Here is a 19472-nt window from a genome sequence, read left to right on the forward strand (position 1 = left end):
TTGAGAGGGAAGAATTGTTCTTGGCGAGGCTTACAGAAATACGTGCTTGTCAAAGGACAACCTGTTCGTTTATACTCATGTCGCAAGTGGCAGGAATGGTTTAATTACATGATATCAAGGAGATGAAGCACGAATGGCGATTAGCTTGAATGTGTATCTTGTAACGGATGGTAACGGACGTGAAGCAGTGGAATTTTATAAAAAGGCATTTGGAGCGGAAGTGCTGGCACTCCAGACATTTGGTGATGGTCCTTCCAACCCAGACCACCCGGTACCACCCGAAGCGAAAGACCGCATCATGCATGCTTCTTTGCAAATTGGCGGTTCTGTGCTGATGCTGTCCGATACATTCCCTGGCATGCCGCATATCGTGGGTAACCATGTAAATGTTACGGTGAATACGGATACTCCGGAAGAAGCCAAAGAAATCTTTAATCAGCTGCAGGATGGCGGCGAAGTAAAAATGCCGATTCAGGAAACATTCTGGAGCCCAGCCTATGGTATGGTTACGGATAAATTTGGAGTCCATTTCCAGATTAGCTGTGTTGCAGCCAACCATCAGTAAAAGTGCGAATCAGTTTCTCTACTATATAAAATAAATTACAAAACCTCCATGACATGAGTAACGTGTCTGGAGGTTTTTGTGTATTTCCTGCAAAAGGTGATATACATGCTGGTCCGAAAATTAGACTTCTTTCTGGATCTTGGAAGGGTTGTTGATTTTGTAGGGAACAGGATTCTTGGCCAGCTTTTTCTTGATAATCTTTGCTTCAAAAGTAAGCACATCGCCAACCTCGAGTTCTTGCTTCTTGATCGTGGCACTGTGGCTGGACCAGGCCTCGCCCACGTCAACAACGTCGGGCTCGGTGATCGTAACGGCTTCATAGATGATGACTTCGTCATCATTGTCGGAGAAGTGGTTCGGCACAGTCGTAAATTCCTTTACAACAGCGGACATTTTCACTTTACCTTCCGGCAGATCAATCTTGATCGATTTGGCCTTGCCTGCGGTTTTTGCTTTCGGTTTGGCTGTACTGGTCGCCCCGTTTGCGGGTCCGATGTACTCTTCCACCAGACCGTCCGGGTCGCCTTTTAGAGCAGATGAGGAATCGTCTTCATCCGTGTCCACATCCAATTCTGAATCCAAGCCATACATACCGGATGTAATCTCATCCAAATTAGCCACAGGTTCAGCATCTTTTACAGCACCAGAACGAGTGAGATTCTCTGAATTGCTTGCAGTGACTGGTTCGCTAGACTTGTCTGTCCCTGTTCCAGCTGCAATTGGATTTTTAATACTATAGCTGGACGCCTGCATTTCCTTTAGGTAAGAAGGATGGATACAATGTTTTTGATCATTGTCCAGTTGAATGACTGCGGCCATATGGTCGACAAAGCCAATGATGGTGCAAGGCACATTCAGCCCATTTCCTTTATAATAGAAGGTTTTGACCTTAGTGGCTTTCTCTGAAAGCAGGCCCCACTCCTGACACTTTTCAATCAGCTCGTCCTCGTTCTCCAAAGCGGTATAATTCTGCGGTTCAATCATAAAAGCATATGCCATAACGAGTTTCCGCCTTTCCAATCTTTTTCTTCATATTCATCGTTGCCAAATTACATTCAGTGTATCACAAAAGTGTACCCATAGAAGAATATAAAAGCGCCTTTGAAGACGCCTATGTTATAATTTTGCACAAAGATTAAAGCAAGACGTTGACCAGGTTCAACGCCCACGGTTATACAGATAAACCAATGAGTAACCTGCATTAAAATTAACTATTTATTATACATATATAAATCTAATCTCCAGAGAGGACGATCTTCATGGATAAAAAAACAAATCCCCAAGCCCTTTGGCTTGTCCTGGGTATTGTCATTGGAACGAGTATTGGTGTGGCAACGAACCAGATCGCTCTGGGGATAGCCTTTGGTGCGGCATTGGGCGTCGTGGTTGGATCTGTCGTTAGTAAACGTGCAGGCTCGGGACTGGATGATATGCTGAGTGAACATGTCAAGGAATTGCATAAGCAGGAGGAATGGGAAGAGATGCTTGAGCGGTCGCAGGATCATCCGGTGCTGCTGCTGAAACATAGTACAACCTGTCCAACAAGTGCGAGGGCGTACAGGGAGTTTATGGCGTTTGTGGGTTCGAATGCATCAGATCCCAGACAGAAGATGGAGTACCGAATCGTCAAAGTCATCGAAAGCCGCTCGCTGTCCCGCCGCATTGCGGAAGACACCGAGGTTCACCATGAATCGCCTCAAGTGCTGCTGCTGGACGGCGGCCAAGTTATTCAACATACGTCACACGGGAAAATTACCCGAAAGAGACTGCTGCAATGGGCCCAAAATCCGTTTGGATGAGGGGCAACCAATATACCTAGACCCGTTTCTTTCAGCTGATCGCTGAGGGGGGCGGGTCTTTTTTACGCTATTTTTACACCCTGGCGGGTATTTCTTTACCCCCTTTTTACAGCGTTTCGTATTACGATTTCATATGTAGAAGGTTGCAAGAACGGTAGAGAGAGGGAGGGGAGCACATGGTGAATGATGCCACGATCATTGGGCTGGTTGTGCTGTTGTTTGTGGTGTTCTGGGGGTTTGTTAAATTCTGCGAGAAAGCATGAATGCTTAGCGATGAAAGGGGAGAAGCCGTATGATCGTCATCGGCATGATTGTACTCGCACTGGTAGTTTATCTAGGTTACGTGCTGGTGAGGCCGGAGAAATTCTGATAGTCGTTTGGGGCACGAAACCAGAAGCATTCGGATCGTCGATTTTAGGGAGGAAATGCGGATATGAGTAGCGGTTTATTACAAGTGGCGGTGACGCTGCTGATCATCATACTGCTGGTGAAGCCGGTGGGGAGTTATCTGGTGAAGGTGTTTGACGGCAAACGAACCGGACTGGATCGGATATTTGGCAGGCCGGAGCGATTGCTGTATCGATTGATGGGAGTGAAGGAGAACGAGTCGATGGGTTGGAAAAAATACCTGTCAGCCGTGCTCATTTCGAACTTCGTCATGCTGTTATTGATGTTTCTGGTGCTGCGGTTGCAAAAGTATCTGCCGCTCAACCCGGATGGCATAGGCAACATGCCTGCGGCACAGGCCTTTAATACAGCTGCATCGTTCATGACCAACACGAACTGGCAGTCTTACACGGGCGAGAACGCCCTGTCCTATTTGTCACAGATGCTGGCAGTGACGTTTCCAATGTTCACCTCAGCCGCGACCGGCTTCGCGGTCGCTATTGCCTTCATTCGTGGCCTGGTGGGCCGACGGGATGAACTGGGGAACTTTTACGTCGACGTGGTACGGTCGATTACGAGAATCTTTTTGCCGCTGAGCTTCATTGTGGCGTTGTTCCTCGTATTCCAGGGTGTGCCGCAGACACTGGCGGGAGCGGTGAACGCAACCACACTGGACGGGGCACAGCAGACGATTAGCCGCGGGCTGGTCGCTTCACTCGAGTCGATCAAGCACTTGGGTACCAATGGTGGAGGCTGGTTCGGAACCAATGCCGCACATCCATTTGAGAACCCTACGGCGCTGTCGAACCTGGTGCATATTGTCTGCATGATGCTGCTGCCTACGGCGCTGGTTTACGCCTTCGGCATCATGGTGAACAACCGGAAGCAGGGCTGGACGCTGTTTGCGGCTATGAGTTTACTTTTCCTCGTGATGCTGACCACGGTATTTGTTTCGGAATATCGCGGTGTGCCAGCGCTGGATGCGGTGGGAATCCAAGGCAATATGGAAGGCAAGGAGGTCAGGTTCGGGGTATCCGAATCCGCACTTTTCACAGCGGTGACTACAGCAGCCACAACCGGGTCGGTGAACAATATGCATGAGTCGCTCACCCCGCTTGGCGGCATGGTTGCACTGGCCGAGATGATGCTCAACAACGTATTCGGCGGCAAAGGGGTAGGTTTGCTCAACGGATTGCTCTATGTGATTCTGGCCGTGTTTATCTGTGGGCTGATGGTTGGGCGGACCCCTGAATTTCTGGGCAAAAAAATTGAGGGCAAGGAAGTGAAGCTCGCATCCATCGCGCTGCTGATTCATCCTTTGATTATTCTGGCTCCGACCGCGCTGGCGCTTATGCGTCCTGAGTCTGTTGCTTCAATTTCGAATTCAGGCATGCATGGTCTGACCGAGGTGTTATATGCCTTTGCATCCGGGGCTGCCAATAATGGATCGGCGTTTGCCGGGCTGAATGCCAACACGGACTTTTACAACATTGCCATTGGTGTAGTGATGCTGCTGGGAAGATACATTTCCATGATTGCGATGCTGGCCATTGCCGGATCACTGGCCACCAAACGGGTTGTTCCTGTAACAACGGGTACACTGCGTACGCACACGCCTCTTTTTGCAGGAATTCTGGTGATGATGATTGTGGTAGTTGGGGCGCTCACATTCTTCCCCTCACTGGCGCTTGGACCGATTGCGGAACATTTGGCGATGATCCGGTGATGGAAGGTCCAATGATGAATGGTACGGTGATCGGATATGGGAATAGGAGCAAGGACGTAAAGTGCGGAGGTGGATTATCACAATGAATGTTGTGGAACGAAAGAAGGAGCAGACGGTGGAAGGATTAGACAGAGGCACGATCAGAACCCAGGGTAAAGGAACGAGAGGTACGGGTACCGATCCCGGTACGCCCAAAAGAAGCAAAACTTTAAGTCGGGACATTCTGCTCCAGGCATCTCTGGATGCCTTCAAGAAGCTAAACCCGGTCGTCATGATCAAAAATCCGGTGATGTTTATCGTCGAAGTCGGCACACTCATCACATTGCTGTTATGTATCAATCCGGATCTGTTTGTTGCATCCGAGGCAGGGCGAGGGTACAACATCGCGGTGTTTCTCATCCTGTTGTTCACGTTGCTGTTTGCCAACTTTGCTGAAGCGCTGGCAGAGGGACGAGGCAAAGCTCAGGCAGATACGCTGCGTAAGACGAAATCCGACACCACGGCGAAGCTGGTACAGAAAGACGGAACCATCAAGCAAGTGTCTTCGACCCAGTTGAAAAAAGGAGATATCGTCCGTGTAGAAGCAGGCGAACTGATTCCTACGGACGGTGAGATTATTGAAGGGCTGGCCTCTATCGACGAGTCCGCCATTACCGGGGAATCGGCTCCCGTGATCAAGGAGGCGGGCGGTGACTTCTCCTCCGTTACGGGAGGCACGCGGGTTACTTCCGACTATATCGTGATGCGTGTGCAGACTGATCCGGGGGAGTCGTTCCTCGACCGGATGATCTCACTCGTTGAAGGCGCACAGCGTCAGAAAACGCCGAATGAAATTGCGCTGACAACACTGCTCGCCGTGTTGACACTGATATTCCTGATTGTCATCATGACCATGGTGCCGATGGCGAATTATTTGGGCATCCGGCTCGATCTGGCTACCCTGATCGCATTGCTTGTCTGTCTGATTCCGACGACGATTGGCGGACTGTTATCCGCGATCGGTATTGCGGGCATGGACCGTGTCACGCAGTTCAACGTACTCGCGATGTCGGGTAAAGCGGTGGAAGCGGCAGGCGATATTGACACGCTAATCCTGGACAAAACCGGAACAATTACGTACGGTAACCGCATGGCTTCGGAGTTTATTCCCGTTCAGGGCGTATCTGCACAAGAGATGACCCGTGCTGCGCTGCAAGCTTCCGTAGTGGATGAGACACCAGAGGGGCGCTCGGTCGTTGAATTGGCTGGCAAGCAGGGCGAGAACTGGTCGGAGACGGAATATGCAGATGCAGAACATGTGAACTTCACCGCAGAGACCCGGATGTCGGGTCTGAATCTAAGCGGTGGGAAGCAGATCCGCAAAGGTGCGGTAGATGCGATCAAACGCCATATTTCCTCCCGTGGGGGACGGATACCCGGCGATTTGGACGATATTGCGAACCGAATTGCAAAGGCTGGGGGTACACCGCTTGCTGTTGCCATTGATGACCAGATTTATGGTGTGATCTATCTGAAAGATACAGTGAAGCCGGGACTGAAAGAGAAGTTTGCGGAGATGCGAGCCATGGGCATCAAGACGATCATGTGTACAGGGGATAACCCCCTGACAGCGGCGACCATTGCGCTGGAAGCGGGTGTGGATGATTTTATTGCCGAAGCCAAGCCGGAAGACAAGATTACCGCCATCAAAAAAGAGCAGCAGGAGGGCAAGCTCGTCGCCATGACCGGCGACGGCACGAACGATGCTCCTGCTCTGGCGCAGGCCGATGTCGGCCTGGCGATGAATTCGGGCACCATGGCGGCCAAGGAAGCGGCCAATATGATTGATCTGGATTCCGACCCGACCAAGCTGTTGTCGGTGGTCTCCATTGGCAAGCAGCTGCTCATTACCCGCGGTGCGCTGACGACCTTTTCAATTTCCAATGATATTGCCAAATATTTCGCCATCATCCCGGCCATGTTTATTCTAGCCATGCCGCAGCTTCAGGCACTGAATATTATGAATCTCGCTTCACCGCAGTCCGCAATTCTGTCAGCGCTGATCTTCAACGCCATCATTATTCCGCTGCTCATCCCAATTGCCATGCGGGGTGTGAAATATCGGGCCATGTCCGCGGAGCGGCTGCTTGGACGGAATGTGTTCATCTATGGTGTGGGCGGTGTAATCGTACCGTTTATCGGAATTAAGCTGATTGATCTGGTGCTGTCGGGGCTTCATTTGGTGTAATGGTACAACCAATAATAAATTCAGGATGTGATTCATATGAAACAGGTACTGCCCGCCATTCGGTTGTCTGTCGTGCTTATGCTGATTTGCGGCGTCATCTATCCGCTGGCTACAACCGGAGTGGCACAGCTGCTCTTCTCGAATCAGGCCAACGGCAGTCTGATCATACAAGACGGGAAAACCATCGGTTCGTCGCTGCTGGCGCAGGAAGTGAAATCGCCGGGGCTGTTCCAGCCCCGGGCATCGAATGCCAATTATGATGGAACTGCTTCGGCAGGTTCTAATCGCGCCGTGGCCTCGGAGGCGTATATAGTTGAAATGAAGGAAAAGGTGGCTCAGCTCAAGCAAGAGAATCCGGGCTTGCAGCACATTCCTGCGGATCTCGTGACGGGCTCCGGTTCCGGTCTTGACCCGGATCTGTCACCGGAAGCGGCAAAAGCACAGATTCCGCGGATTAGCCAGGCAACGGGCCTTGGTGAGCAAGAGCTTGCCAAGATCGTGGAGGAGCATACACAAGGGCGACAGCTGGGCATATTCGGTGAGCCGCGTGTGAATGTGACCGCTTTGAATCTGGCGTTAACGGCTGAGCTGGAATAGCGTGGCGGCTTGTTCGATAGAGGTGTTATTTTACGGGACGCTAACCGAGTGAGGCGTTATTCAGTATCAATTTACATGAAAATGTGTTAATCACAAATAAGATGTACTCTACGTTGTGTAATCCGTATCAGGCCTTCTTCCGAGCTTCGGAAGGGGCTTTCTCCATGTTGTTTAACAGTTATGGAAAGGAGCGGTGAAGAATGGAAGACAGCTTCAAGCGGAAGTCCCCGGAAGACATCTTGAAGATGATTACGAAGCTGCAGCAGGGCACCTTGAAAATATATATCGGTCCGGTCAGCGGTTCAGGCAAAACGTATCATATGCTTAGGGAAGGAAACACATTGCGCCACCAGGGGATCGATGTGGTCATCTGCGCTGTGTCGACCATGCAAAGACCGGAGACCGTGGAGCAGCTCGGCGAGTTGGAGCGGATTCCAAGCATTCACTGGTCTCGCTGGAAGGATGGCATGGAGATGAAGGATCTGAATCTGGATGCCTTGCTGGCACGTAATCCGGAGGTTGTGCTCGTTGATGGGCTTGCTCATAGAAACCGAAAAGGAGCACGTCATGCAACCCGATTGGAAGACATTCAGTATTTGCTGCGACACAACATCAGTGTCATTACAACGGTGAATGTGTATGAGCTGGAGGGATATACGGAGCTTGCACGCCAGCTAACGGGAATTGCGGCAGAGCATACTGTGCCTGCCGATACCCTTGAACTGGCCGATGAAGTGAAGCTGATCGATGTAACCCCGGAGACTGTATTAAGCCGCCTTGCGGAGGGACATCTTCGGGGATATGAGGGTGAAGCGGTATTTCGGCATGGCAATTTGGGTATTTTGCGTGAACTGGCACTTCGACTTGTCGCAGAAGGGGTTAACGAATCACTGCGTGAGCACCGGGAAGAGATGGGAATTACGGTCACGACAGGTATCATGGAACGCATTTTGGTATCCACCCAATATCACTGGAACGGGTCTATCTATATTCGGCGGGGACAGCAGATTGCGAAGAGATTAAACGGAGATCTGCATGCCGTAACCTTTCGCAATATGAAGCAGCCGCTTTCCAAGGAAGCTGCTGTTTTTCGTCGCAACATGATCAAACTGGTGGAGAAATTCGGGGGGGAGTTTGAGGAATTGCCTGTGTTGCACCGCCGTAACATTCCATCTACGCTTGCACGCTACGCAGTTCAGCATCAGATTACTCGCATTGTTATGGGACACTCACGGCACAGTCGCTGGCAGGAGCTGTGGCGGGGATCATTTGTTAACTCCTTGCTGCGCAGGGTTCGGGGTGTCGATCTGTTTCTGCTTGCGGATCGGGCACAGCATGAGGGCGAGCGGGTGCTTCCAACCCGATTGCCAGATACAGAGACGCCAACATATCGCAGGTTAAGTGAGCAGGAGATGAAAGCACAGATTGGTCAGATTCGGCGTGGCAAGTTCAAGGTATACATCGGTGCTGCGCCAGGTGTGGGAAAAACCTATATGATGCTCCGGGAAGGCAATGATCTGCTCCGCAAAGGCATCGACGTACGGATTGGTCTGCTGGAGACACATAATCGGTCAGAGACGATGGAACAGATCGGCCAACTATCCATCATTCCACGCGAGCAGCGGGTATACCAGGGGGTACAGCTCGAGGAAATGGATACCGAAGCGATTCTTCGTCTATGTCCTGAGGTGGTATTGGTGGATGAGCTTGCGCATACGAATGTCCCAGGCAGCACACGGCAAAAGCGTTACGAAGATGTGCAGATCCTGCTGGATGCGGGCATCTCCGTCATCACCACCGTGAATGTACAGCATCTGGAAAGTCTGAACGATGCGGTGGAGCATATTACGGGAATCAGGGTCAGAGAGACAGTGCCGGATCAGGTTTTGCAGATGGCAGATGAGGTCCAGCTTATCGATGTAGCCCCCCAAGCCTTGCGGCAACGCATGCGGGAGGGTAAAATCTATGCAGCAGCCAAGGTGGAACAAGCGCTTGGTCATTTTTTTCGCATTGGCAATCTGATTGCCTTACGGGAACTTGCCCTGCGGGAATTGGCCGATGATGTGGATGAACGCCTTGAGTCACAGGAGCGCAAGAGTGCGCTTCGCGGTCCCTGGCGCAGACAGGAGGCGGTCTTTGTCTGCGTAAGCAGTGATGAGCATGCGGAGCGGCTGATCCGCCGCGGGTTCCGCACAGCCTACCGGTTAAAGGCGGTCTGGCATGTACACCATGTTCATGTAGGCATAGCCATGAATGATGAAGTGAAATGCCAGTTGGAGGAGCTGGAACAGCTGACCGTTCGACTGGGCGGCAAATTTCATATTCATCATAGCCAGAGGCTGCGAGATGTACCTGGTATTTTGGCGGGTAAAGCTTCTGAGGAAAAAGCAACGCAGTTGGTGGTTGGTCAAGCGAAACGGGTCTGGTGGCTGAACGGCTATCGGGGAAAGGGCACGGTGGTCAGCAGGCTGGTGCGGTTATCCAGACATATGGACGTATTGATCGTTGCGGACTACGATTATGATCTGAGCGGGATGTGAGATGTGCTGTGTCTGAACGAAATAAAGGGGAAGACGTCTGGCTAAAGTTGAACCGTGTTCCCAAATATATATGGGTAACCCTTGGAATAACATTGCTAACCATTCTGCTTCAAGCGATAGGTATTGGCGATGACCTGGTTAACGTGGGGTTAATTTATCTTTTTCCGGTATTGGTCAGCGCTGTGTACTGGGGAATGGGGCCGGCCATATATGCAGCAAGTCTTAGCGTCGTTGCCTTTGACTTCTTTTTTGTTCCTCCGTATCTCAGTTTTACGGTTGAAGATTTGCGATATATATTTTCCTTTATTGTGTATTTGGCAGTGGCGGTATTAACTGCGAGTCTGGCGGGGCGCCTGCGGCAGCAGCTGGAGGTGGTAAAACAACGCGAGATTACGACGAATTCGCTGTATGCGTTAAGTCGTCAGATGACGGCTGTTACAGATTTGCATACTCTACTCGGCAACATTGCGAGACAAGTGTCACTGACACTTGGAACTCCGGCGGCAATATATCTCCCGAATGCACAAGGCGAACTTCAGGTTACCTCCTCCTCGGAGGATTTGGATGTAATAGCCTGGGGTAAAGGTGAAGCTGAAGTCGCTATTGCAAAATGGGTGTATAAACATGGCGAAATCGCCGGACGCGGGTCCTCCAGTCTGCGGGAATCGTCTGGTCTGTATGTGCCGCTGCGTACGGAGGATCAGATTCATGGGGTGCTGGCCGTGAATCTGGAATCCAGCGATCTACAAGAGCAGCGGGAAGAGCTGCGCTTGCTGGAAGCGTGTGGCGGGTTGGCAGCAAGCGCCATTGCCCGTGTTAAGCTGGCCGAAGAAGCGAGACTCGCGCAGGTGACGGCTGAATCGGAGCGAATTCGCACCGCTTTGCTGGACTCGGTGTCCCATGAGCTGCGCACACCCCTTACGGCCATCATTGGCTCAGCGACAGGGCTGCTGGAGAATGACTCCCTTTTTACCCCGGAGGATCGTAAAGAACTGACAGGCAATATTCGGGATGGGGCTCTGCGCATGAACAGGCTGGTAACGAATTTGCTGGGCATGGTGAAGCTGGAGAGTGGCATGCTTCAGCTGCGCAGAAAATGGTGCGACGTGGGCGACATGATCGGCATTGTGCTAAGCCAGGTTCAGCAATTCATCCAGCAACGTCGCATTCGAGTGGAATTGCCGGATCAGCCACCGTTTGTATCAGGGGATGAGGTTTTGCTGGAGCAGGTTCTGGTCAATGTGATCAGCAATGCCATCAAGTATTCACCAGAGGACAGTGAAATCGTCATTACGGTGAAGGTAGATGAGCGGAATGGACGAATGACCATTGTGGTAGCTGATTCGGGTGTCGGGATTCCGGAAGCAGACCGCGAGCGGGTGTTTGAGAAATTTTATCGATCTGAATCGTCACGGCATGTGACAGGTACGGGACTTGGGCTTGCCATCTGTAGAGGAATCGTCGAAGTTCACGGAGGTACAATCACCGCAGAACCGAATCCGGGAGGCGGGACGCGGGTATGCATCTGTTTGCCCACGGAGGAACCCGAAGCATCATTCCCGTATATGGGACAAGGAGAGGAAGAATGACATGACGGCACCGCAAGGCGCGCGCATATTAATTGTGGATGATGAACCGCAAATCCGTAAACTGCTGAAGGTTACGCTTCAGGCGCACCAATTTGAGATTCACGAATGCGCCGACGGCGAAGAAGCAGTCATTCAGGCGAGCATTGTGCATCCTGATCTGATTGTGCTTGATCTGGGCTTGCCTGGAATGTCCGGAATGGATGTGCTTCAGCGGATTCGGGAATGGTCGCAGGTACCAGTCATTGTACTGACTGCAAAGGATCGCGAAGAGGATAAAATTGCTGCACTTGATGGCGGGGCGGATGATTATGTCACCAAACCGTTTGGCATGGGAGAGCTCGTTGCCCGTATTCGGGTTGCCCTTCGCCATGTGGCCAAAACTACGGATGAGCCGATACTGCGTTTTGGACCACTCACCATTGATTTGGCCCAGAGACAGGTCGATTTGGACGGGTCACCCGTAAAGTTAACACCAACCGAGTATGAAATGCTGAAAGTGCTCGCAACCCATGCAGGCAAAATTATTACCCAACGCCAGCTGCTGCAGCAAGTGTGGGGAGGGCATCATCATGAGTCGGACAGCCATTACTTGCGGGTATATGTCGGACATCTGCGCAAAAAATTGCAGGAAGATCCCACGCGTCCCCGTTTTATTCAGACCGAGCCGGGAATCGGCTATCGTTTTCTGCTTCAGGATTAGGCTGGGAACAAGAGGAAAGATGAAAAGAAGCACCAGCCTTCTCTGTTGAGAGAAAACCAGCGCTTTGAATGGCGAACAATTGAACTTCTTATGACGTGTACTTCGGCAGCCAGTCGCCATGAGCTTCGATCAGTTCATCACACATGGAGACGATATCATCAATGGACAGCTCGGCAGCGGTATGCGGGTCAAGCATCGCGGCATGATAGATGTGCTCTCTTTTGCCCGTGATTGCCGCTTCAATGGTTAACAGTTGGGTGTTAATGTTCGTACGGTTTAATGCCGCAAGTTGTGGAGGCAGGTCCCCGATATACGTCGGGCTAATGCCTGATCCATCAACAAGACAAGGTACCTCAACACAAGCTTCACGAGGCAGGTTGGTGATCAGTCCGTTATTCATGACATTACCGCCAATCTTGTAAGGGCGATCGGTCTCCATGGCCTCCATAATATGCGAGGCGTATTCCCGGCTGCGCGTATGTTCAATATTTTCGCTGGATAACAGCTTCTCACGCATTTCCTTCCAGCCTTCAATCTGGTTCACGCAGCGGCGCGGATACTCATCCAGCGGAATGTTGAAGCGTTCGATCAGCTCCGGGTAGTTTCGTTTGATAAAATAAGGATGGTACTCGGCATTATGCTCGGAGGACTCGGTAACATAGTATCCAAAGCGCTGCATCAGCTCATAACGTACCATGTCGTCATGCTGTTCCTTCTGCTTTTCCTTCGCCAGACGTTTAATCTCCGGATACAGATCCTGACCATCTCGTGTGACTTCCAGCAGCCAGGCCATATGGTTGATACCCGCAACCTTCGCGACTACACCCGTCTGATCGATCCCCAGTGCATCAAACAGATGCGGCACACACACCTGTACACTGTGACACAGACCTACGGTCTTGATTCCGCCATGCACGTTCATGACATTGGTCAGTACTGCCATCGGGTTGGTGTAGTTCAGGAACCACGCATCCGGACACACCTCCTGCATATCCCGTGCAAAGTCGAGCATCACCGGAATTGTCCGCAAATTACGGAAGATTCCGCCAATCCCGAGCGTATCGGCAATCGTCTGACGCAATCCATATTTCTTCGGAATTTCAAAATCCGTAATGGTACATGGATCATACCCGCCCACTTGAATAGCATTGATTACATATTTGGCTCCGCGCAATGCTTCCTTACGGTCGGTATAGGCTTTGATGGCACAACCGCTTCCGAGCGAACTGGCCATACTGGTAAGCAAACGCTCTGAGTCGCTTAGTCGCTCGGCATCAATATCGAACAACGCCAGCTCAAAATCCTGCAGTGCTTCGGTCATCATGACATCACCCAATACATTTTTGACAAAAACGGTGCTTCCTGCACCGAGGAACGTAATTTTGTTCATCTCAAGTTCAGCCTCCCTGAATAAATGGTGTACCTCAAATATAGGCGGATCGGGTTCATATAACTATGGCTCAACCTCTCTGAAACATGTCATAATCCCATTTTTGGATTCGCTTACAGCTAATAATTCATCTATTTACCTGTTATAATTTTAGTGAAGAGATTGCGGTTGGGGTGAATAGAGGGAGTGAGAATGTTGGAACTGATCGAAACGAACGTGGTTCCTATGGATTTGACGCAGATGGAATTGGTACTGTTGTTTTTTGGTTGGCAGGTATGTGATCCGTCACATTATTGGGGGCCGGGTGTTCGTGATGCTTATATTGTTCATTACATTCATGAAGGACGAGGCACTGTATACATGGCAGATCAGCAATATGAGCTTACACAGGGTCAGGGATTTGTGATTCTTCCGGATACGCTTATTCATTATGAAGCGGATGCGAAGCAGCCATGGACTTATTCCTGGTTCGGGTTCAAGGGTGTTCATGCCAAGGCATTCATGCAGCGGGCTCACATCAGTCCGGAACATCCTGTATTTGATGCCAGTGATCCAGACACATTCGCTCGTCTCTATGCAGAGATGGTTCAAGCATCAACACGTACCGGGGGAGATGTGTTCAACCAGAGCCTGCTGTACAGGCTGATCGCCGAGCTGATTGCATCTTCTCCCGCAGGAGAGCAGCTGCAACGGCCTCTGTCCACTAAAGAGGAATACATCAGGCAGGCCGTTCAATTTATAGAGAACAGGTATAGTCAGAGAACTTCAATTCTAGATATTGCCCGAGCGGTAGGTTTGGATCGCACATATTTGTCAGGGCTTTTCAAGGAGAGGTACGGCAAGTCATTACAGGCTTTCTTTCTCGAATACCGGATGAATCGTGCAGCTGAACTGCTGCAGCATTCGGCCCTATCGGTTAGTGAAGTGGCCCACTCTGTGGGGTACACAGATCCATTGCTGTTTTCCAAGATGTTCAAGCGAGTGACGGGTGTGTCTCCGAAAGGGTCGAGAAGCATGGAGCAGGGAGAATAGTTGCCACTGCTTCACAATAATAGAACCCAATTTGTCCATAATTATCAGCACTCTACCATGCAAAAAAAGGCCACGAATCTGAGGATTCATAGCCTTATATTTTAGGGTGGAAAGACAGGATCAGCGATATGACGAAAAATCAGGCAATCGAAGTTCCGTTCGGTAAAGCCTGGTCCGGCTTTAACAATACAACGTCACCTTCACCGGGCACACCGCCCAGCACCAGTACTTCTGATACAAAACCGGCAATTCGGCGTGGTGGGAAATTGACTACAGCAATAACCTGCTTGCCGATCATCATGTCGGGGGTATAACGTTTCGTAATTTGGGCGCTCGAACGTTTAAGGCCAAGTGGGCCGAAATCGATGGTCATTTTAATGGCGGGGATGCGTGCCTTTGGAAAAGGTTCGGCTTCCACCACTGTGCCAACGCGGATATCATGCTGGATAAACTCTTCAAAAGTAGCCATATTGTGATGTCTCCTTTCAGCTATGGAGTCCATTATAAAATAGAAATAACCAAAAAATCCAGATTGCGCTAATTGCAACCTGGATTTTAGTGTTGATATGGTATGAGCGATGCCCGTTTTTGTTCCACTCGGATGTGAGCAGGGCAGAGCGTTTAATGCAGCAAAATCATATTACATTAAGCGCCATTCCACTTTTCACCGGTCAGATATTTCTCAGTCAGAATGGATAACATCTGAATGCCAACTTCATTATGTCCACCTTCGGGAATGATGATGTCTGCATACTTTTTGGAAGGCTCGATAAAAGCATCATGCATCGGTTTAACGGTTTCGAGATATTGTTTGTATACGGATTGAATCGTACGGCCGCGTTCTTCCATATCCCGCAGTACTCTGCGCAGAATACGCACATCGGAATCCGTATCAACAAATACCTTGATATCCAGAAGGGCGCGCAGATGTTCATCGATCAGGACATGCAGTCCTTCCACAATCACGATATGGTTCGGTGCCAGTTCCATCGTTTCATCGGCGGCACGGTTATCTATGGTGAAGTCATATACGGGAGCATATGCCGTTTGTCCTTGTTTTAACAGGGTAAGATGCTCAATTAGCAGATCATTATCGAATGCAAACGGATGATCGTAATTGGTGAGTCGACGTTGCTCAGGGGTGAGCTGCGACTGATCTTTGTAATAGTTGTCTTGGGATATGAAAGTCACTTTGCCCGATCCAAGACGGTCTATGACGGAGCGAGCTACCGTCGTTTTACCGGAGCCGGTTCCTCCGGCGATACCAATAATGAGCATGATTGTTCCATAAACCTCCCTAGAATGGCAGCATGATGAATGAATAAAGGCGAACCAGAATTCCTTCGTTCATGCCTTTATCCACATGTCTGTCTGTGAATACACAATTCCATCATTGTAACATAGCAGACGGCTTTTTTCATCATTGGCGGATGGACCATGTTTTGCCTTCCAGGGCAAGTTATGTTTGCTGCTTATCAATTACTGCATATCTTTGGAGGATGCACCATGAGGTAACTCCCATACGGCTATTAGGCGCTGTCCGATGGAACTTTTTGAGAACATATTCAGGATGACAAAGCCAATTACACTTCCTGCTGTATTGGCTATTAGATCGTTCAGATCGGTGCTGCGACCGTTGCCCAAGGTTACTCGGAGCAGGAGTTGTGTTATTTCGATGAGAAAACTCAAGGCCAATCCTGATGCTGCTGCTGTTCGTATCGAGTGAATCCAAGGCCTTGCCAAAGGAAGCATAAACCCCAGTGGCATAAACAGCAGGATGTTTAGGAGAAAACTTGATGCATCTGCGGTCAGAAGGGGAATCCATTGAATGCTTTGATACCAGGGGGTCTGATTGGCATAGATCCCGATGTTCACGTCGATAGGGAAGAATACAAAGTGCATAATACCCAACATATATATGGCTAATGCGAGCACTAACACATACTGTCTGACCGTATACCTGGTTCTGCTCAACCTGGCATGAAGCACCAGGATAAGCAGGACCAAAACGAATAGCGGACCAAGTACGATGGGAGATGAGATTGAATATTGGAATGACATGGAATGACCCCTTTACAAAGAAATGAGTTTCAGGCTATTGAAGCTGAATCTTCATTTCCATTCCCTTGATGAATTGCGTGTCTTTCACCTCTTCGGCGAAGTCATCCTTGATCTCGAAAGGTTTCACCATCAGGTATTTTACATCCTTGGCTGTTGTAGCATAGATGCGTTCCGATTTCAGCTGGTTGCCCTCGTATATGCCCTCGCCACTGAGTGCAGTCAGCTGCCGCCCCTGATCATCATAGACGGCAAATCCGATGTGACGCAGCTGTTCTTCCTCTTTTGCTGTAAGTGTACTCTTATCGTTCAAACCGATAACGGTAGTTAAGCGGGTGGTGACAGGTGTAACGTCGGCTTTCGTAACAGCAGCTGTATACAGATCATGGGTCATGACGGTATCAGGCTGAACGTGTTGGATGTTGTCTGTTGATTTGGCAAAAGGAACCGTCAACTCAAACTCGTGATCAATCCCTTGAAGCGTCAACTTGACTTTAGCGTCAAACTGATCCGGGAAGGCGTCTTTCTGATCGGAGGGAATGACCTGTTCAAAGAGCAGGGTGTCTGGCTCGTTCGCCCCGGTGGAACTGTAGAACAGACCGCTGTCCGGTCGGGACCCGTTGGCTTGGAAAAAGACATTCTCAATGCCACTGCTCAGCTTCACAATGTCCTTGCCGTTGTCATACATGCCCTGATTCAGATTGGGTGCAGTGACGTGAACCAGAAACGCTGCGCGTGTACCGTCATATACCGTTTCCATTACTTCGAGCTTCACATCCTGATAAGCAAAGGAGCGGTTCACAGGGGTAGTTAAACCTTCGTTACCCGCTGTTCTAAGCCCCATATCTGCTTCGATGGAGCTGAAGAGACTGCCTACAAGCGGTATTTGGCGCAAGGAGTCAGCCATGACCGGAGAGACAAAGCCTGATGCAAATACGGTCACGCCCAGTACACCGGCTGCAATTGTTGCGGCTGCCGTGCGGCGTAATCCTTTGCGCAGCCCGCGCCCTGCGCCCTGTTCGATGTTCATGGTGTTTGGTGATTCTGGCAGAGACCCCAGTGTAGCATCAATGCGGTTACGTACGATTTCAGACATAATTGGACGCTCCTTTGCTTGTTCTTTTAACTTCTGATCGATATTAAACGGGTTCGACATGGAATTTTACCTCCCGAAAGTTTCTGAATTTGTGGTACAGTTCTTTTCTTGCCCGTGTCAGCCTCATTTTCACTGCGCTTTCAGATAGCCCCAGCGCATCTGCGACTTGACGCAGACTCAAATCTTCAAAATAGTGCAGCACAATGACAATTCGCTTGGACTCTTCCAATTGATCGACCGCTTCTCTCATGTCCACCTCATCATAGGGACTGGAAGGCTCCAGCTGTCTTGACGGTGGTACTTCTGCATAGGAAGTGGAGCGGGAACGACGGGATAGTAGGGTATTGCATTCATTAATAAGAATGCGGAACATCCATGTTTTGAAGTACTGGGGTTCCCGGAGGGTGTGCATGGATTTGTAGGCTTTCAGAATGGTCTCCTGAATGGCATCCGCCACATCCTCCTCTTTTCGCAGCATGGATATTGCGGTATTGTATAGGGAATTTTCAATCTCTCGGATTAGCCTGATGAAGGCATCGCGATCTCCCTGAATGGCTAGTTTGATGAGATCGGGTGAATCCATGGTTGACAGCTCCTTTCGTATGGGAGGAATGAATACAGCACTGGGCTGGTTTTTATATGAATTAGACTGCCGTACAGGGCATAGGGTCACATTTATTTTTAGTTCATAAAAAGTGCTCGTTATATATGACGTATTGGGTGTGCACGGTCCCTTCGATTCGGGTGTATATATCCTTCAATGAAAGAGAGGTTAATTTTTTCCTGACATTGGATGATTGACTTTTACGAAAACAGCACTATAATAAACGTATATTCATAACACGGACTGTTACTGGGGAAACCAGGCATGACCGAATTCGATTGCTTTACTGTAATCGCTTTCGGTCTTTTTTATTTTTGTCAGGGGGTGAGAACATTGAAGGTTATCAAGAAAGTAAACAATAACGTGGCCATCGCTATCAATGAACATAACGAAGAGGTATTTGTCGTAGGCAAGGGTGTGGGATTTCTGAAGACCCCTTATGAGCTGACGGAGACCGATTTGGTGGAGAAAATATTCGTAGCTCCGAAGAACATCCGGATGTATGATCTGCTGAACAGCATTCCGATTGAGGATATTTATCTCGCGGAGGAAGTCATCAAGCTGGGCAGTCAGATCCTGAATAAAACGTTTAACCCGAATCTGCTTCTCACCCTGTCTGACCATATCAGTTTTGCGTTAACCCGAACCAGAGAAGGAATCAGTATCAAAAATCCACTGGAATGGGAAGTACGGACACTCTATCCGGAGGAGACCCGGGTGGGGGAGGCAGCACTCAAGCTGATCCATGAACAAACGGGTATAACCTTGCCAGCAGCAGAAACGACACTCATGGCACTTCACTTTGTTAACGCACAGGTCGGTTCGGGAGAAATGACGGACACGACCAAGGTGACCACAGTAACGGGTGAGATTCTATCGGTGATCAAGTATGCGCTCAAAATCGATTTTCAGGAAGATTCCATTCATTTTATGAGGTTTGCGACACATATACGGTACTTCATTATGCGGCAAATGAGCGGCAAATCGCTCAAGGACGAGAACGAGTCCCTGTTCCTGATGGTGAAGGAGAAGTTTCCGAAGGAACTGGCGTGTGTGGAGAAGATTGCGGATTTCCTGAAAAACAATTATGGCTGGACCTGTTCCGATGATGAAAAATTATACCTGATTCTTCATATCCAACGACTCATATCCAACTAAACAA

At 49.8% G+C, this 19472-nt stretch carries 18 protein-coding genes; 11 read left to right on the plus strand and 7 right to left on the minus strand.

Annotated elements, in window-relative coordinates:
- The first annotated feature begins 133 nt into the window (after positions 1-133).
- Positions 134-565, plus strand: a complete 432-nt coding sequence (locus MHB49_RS01185) for a VOC family protein (protein ID WP_405154715.1) — start codon at positions 134-136, stop codon at positions 563-565.
- A 120-nt stretch (positions 566-685) separates the two neighbouring features.
- On the opposite strand, the gene MHB49_RS01190 is transcribed toward MHB49_RS01185, so the two are convergent.
- Positions 686-1564, minus strand: a complete 879-nt coding sequence (locus tag MHB49_RS01190; protein ID WP_405154716.1) for a hypothetical protein — start codon at positions 1562-1564, stop codon at positions 686-688.
- Positions 1565-1824: 260 nt separating this feature from the next.
- Between MHB49_RS01190 and ytxJ the strand changes: the two genes are divergently transcribed.
- The 8 genes from ytxJ (at position 1825) to MHB49_RS01230 (ending at position 12130) form a co-directional block, all read left to right on the plus strand.
- Positions 1825-2364, plus strand: coding sequence for a bacillithiol system redox-active protein YtxJ (gene ytxJ, locus MHB49_RS01195; protein ID WP_405154717.1), 540 nt, complete (start codon positions 1825-1827; stop codon positions 2362-2364).
- Positions 2365-2671: 307 nt separating this feature from the next.
- Positions 2672-2734 carry a potassium-transporting ATPase subunit F gene (locus MHB49_RS01200; protein WP_231952816.1) on the plus strand — a complete coding sequence of 21 codons (63 nt, stop codon included), beginning with the start codon at positions 2672-2674 and terminating at the stop codon, positions 2732-2734.
- Between the two features lie 63 nt (positions 2735-2797).
- Positions 2798-4477 (plus strand): potassium-transporting ATPase subunit KdpA, encoded by a 1680-nt coding sequence (gene kdpA / locus MHB49_RS01205; RefSeq protein ID WP_405154718.1) that lies wholly within the window; start codon positions 2798-2800, stop codon positions 4475-4477.
- Between the two features lie 82 nt (positions 4478-4559).
- On the plus strand, positions 4560-6704 hold the full coding sequence (gene kdpB, locus MHB49_RS01210) for a potassium-transporting ATPase subunit KdpB (protein ID WP_405154719.1): 2145 nt from the start codon (positions 4560-4562) through the stop codon (positions 6702-6704).
- Between the two features lie 36 nt (positions 6705-6740).
- Positions 6741-7301 (plus strand): potassium-transporting ATPase subunit KdpC, encoded by a 561-nt coding sequence (kdpC, locus tag MHB49_RS01215; RefSeq protein ID WP_405154720.1) that lies wholly within the window; start codon positions 6741-6743, stop codon positions 7299-7301.
- Between the two features lie 200 nt (positions 7302-7501).
- A complete protein-coding gene (locus MHB49_RS01220) occupies positions 7502-9841 on the plus strand; it encodes a histidine kinase (RefSeq protein WP_405154721.1) in 2340 nt (779 codons plus the stop codon).
- 8 nt (positions 9842-9849) lie between these two features.
- Positions 9850-11430, plus strand: coding sequence for an ATP-binding protein (locus MHB49_RS01225; RefSeq protein ID WP_405154722.1), 1581 nt, complete (start codon positions 9850-9852; stop codon positions 11428-11430).
- A 1-nt stretch (position 11431) separates the two neighbouring features.
- Positions 11432-12130 carry a response regulator gene (locus MHB49_RS01230; RefSeq protein WP_405154723.1) on the plus strand — a complete coding sequence of 233 codons (699 nt, stop codon included), beginning with the start codon at positions 11432-11434 and terminating at the stop codon, positions 12128-12130.
- 88 nt (positions 12131-12218) lie between these two features.
- Here MHB49_RS01230 and MHB49_RS01235 read toward each other — a convergent pair whose 3' ends face one another.
- A complete protein-coding gene (locus MHB49_RS01235) occupies positions 12219-13520 on the minus strand; it encodes an alpha-glucosidase/alpha-galactosidase (protein ID WP_405154724.1) in 1302 nt (433 codons plus the stop codon).
- 192 nt (positions 13521-13712) lie between these two features.
- Here MHB49_RS01235 and MHB49_RS01240 point away from each other — a divergent pair, with 192 nt between their 5' ends.
- Positions 13713-14552: an AraC family transcriptional regulator gene (locus tag MHB49_RS01240; protein WP_405157017.1), complete on the plus strand. Its 840-nt coding sequence runs from the start codon at positions 13713-13715 to the stop codon at positions 14550-14552.
- 139 nt (positions 14553-14691) lie between these two features.
- On the opposite strand, the gene csaA is transcribed toward MHB49_RS01240, so the two are convergent.
- The 5 genes from csaA to MHB49_RS01265 form a co-directional block, all read right to left on the minus strand.
- Entirely contained in the window at positions 14692-15021 is a 330-nt protein-coding gene (gene csaA / locus MHB49_RS01245; protein ID WP_405154725.1) for a chaperone CsaA, read from the minus strand.
- Between the two features lie 176 nt (positions 15022-15197).
- On the minus strand, positions 15198-15830 hold the full coding sequence (gene udk / locus MHB49_RS01250; RefSeq protein WP_247900298.1) for a uridine kinase: 633 nt from the start codon (positions 15828-15830) through the stop codon (positions 15198-15200).
- A 201-nt stretch (positions 15831-16031) separates the two neighbouring features.
- The gene (locus tag MHB49_RS01255; RefSeq protein WP_405154726.1) at positions 16032-16613 is read right to left on the minus strand and encodes a VanZ family protein; all 582 of its coding nucleotides are present in this window, start codon (positions 16611-16613) and stop codon (positions 16032-16034) included.
- A gap of 34 nt (positions 16614-16647) precedes the next feature.
- The gene (locus MHB49_RS01260) at positions 16648-17766 is read right to left on the minus strand and encodes a DUF4179 domain-containing protein (protein ID WP_405154727.1); all 1119 of its coding nucleotides are present in this window, start codon (positions 17764-17766) and stop codon (positions 16648-16650) included.
- Complete coding sequence (locus MHB49_RS01265) at positions 17750-18289, minus strand: sigma-70 family RNA polymerase sigma factor (RefSeq protein ID WP_405154728.1); 540 nt, start codon at positions 18287-18289, stop codon at positions 17750-17752. The genes MHB49_RS01260 and MHB49_RS01265 overlap by 17 nt, the downstream gene beginning before the upstream one ends.
- Before the next feature lie 345 nt (positions 18290-18634).
- Between MHB49_RS01265 and MHB49_RS01270 the strand changes: the two genes are divergently transcribed.
- Complete coding sequence (locus MHB49_RS01270; protein WP_405154729.1) at positions 18635-19468, plus strand: PRD domain-containing protein; 834 nt, start codon at positions 18635-18637, stop codon at positions 19466-19468.
- The last annotated feature ends 4 nt before the right edge of the window (positions 19469-19472 follow it).

Origin of the sequence: Paenibacillus sp. FSL K6-0108 (genome assembly GCF_045040695.1) — a bacterium.
Lineage (GTDB): Bacteria > Bacillota > Bacilli > Paenibacillales > Paenibacillaceae > Paenibacillus > Paenibacillus pabuli_B.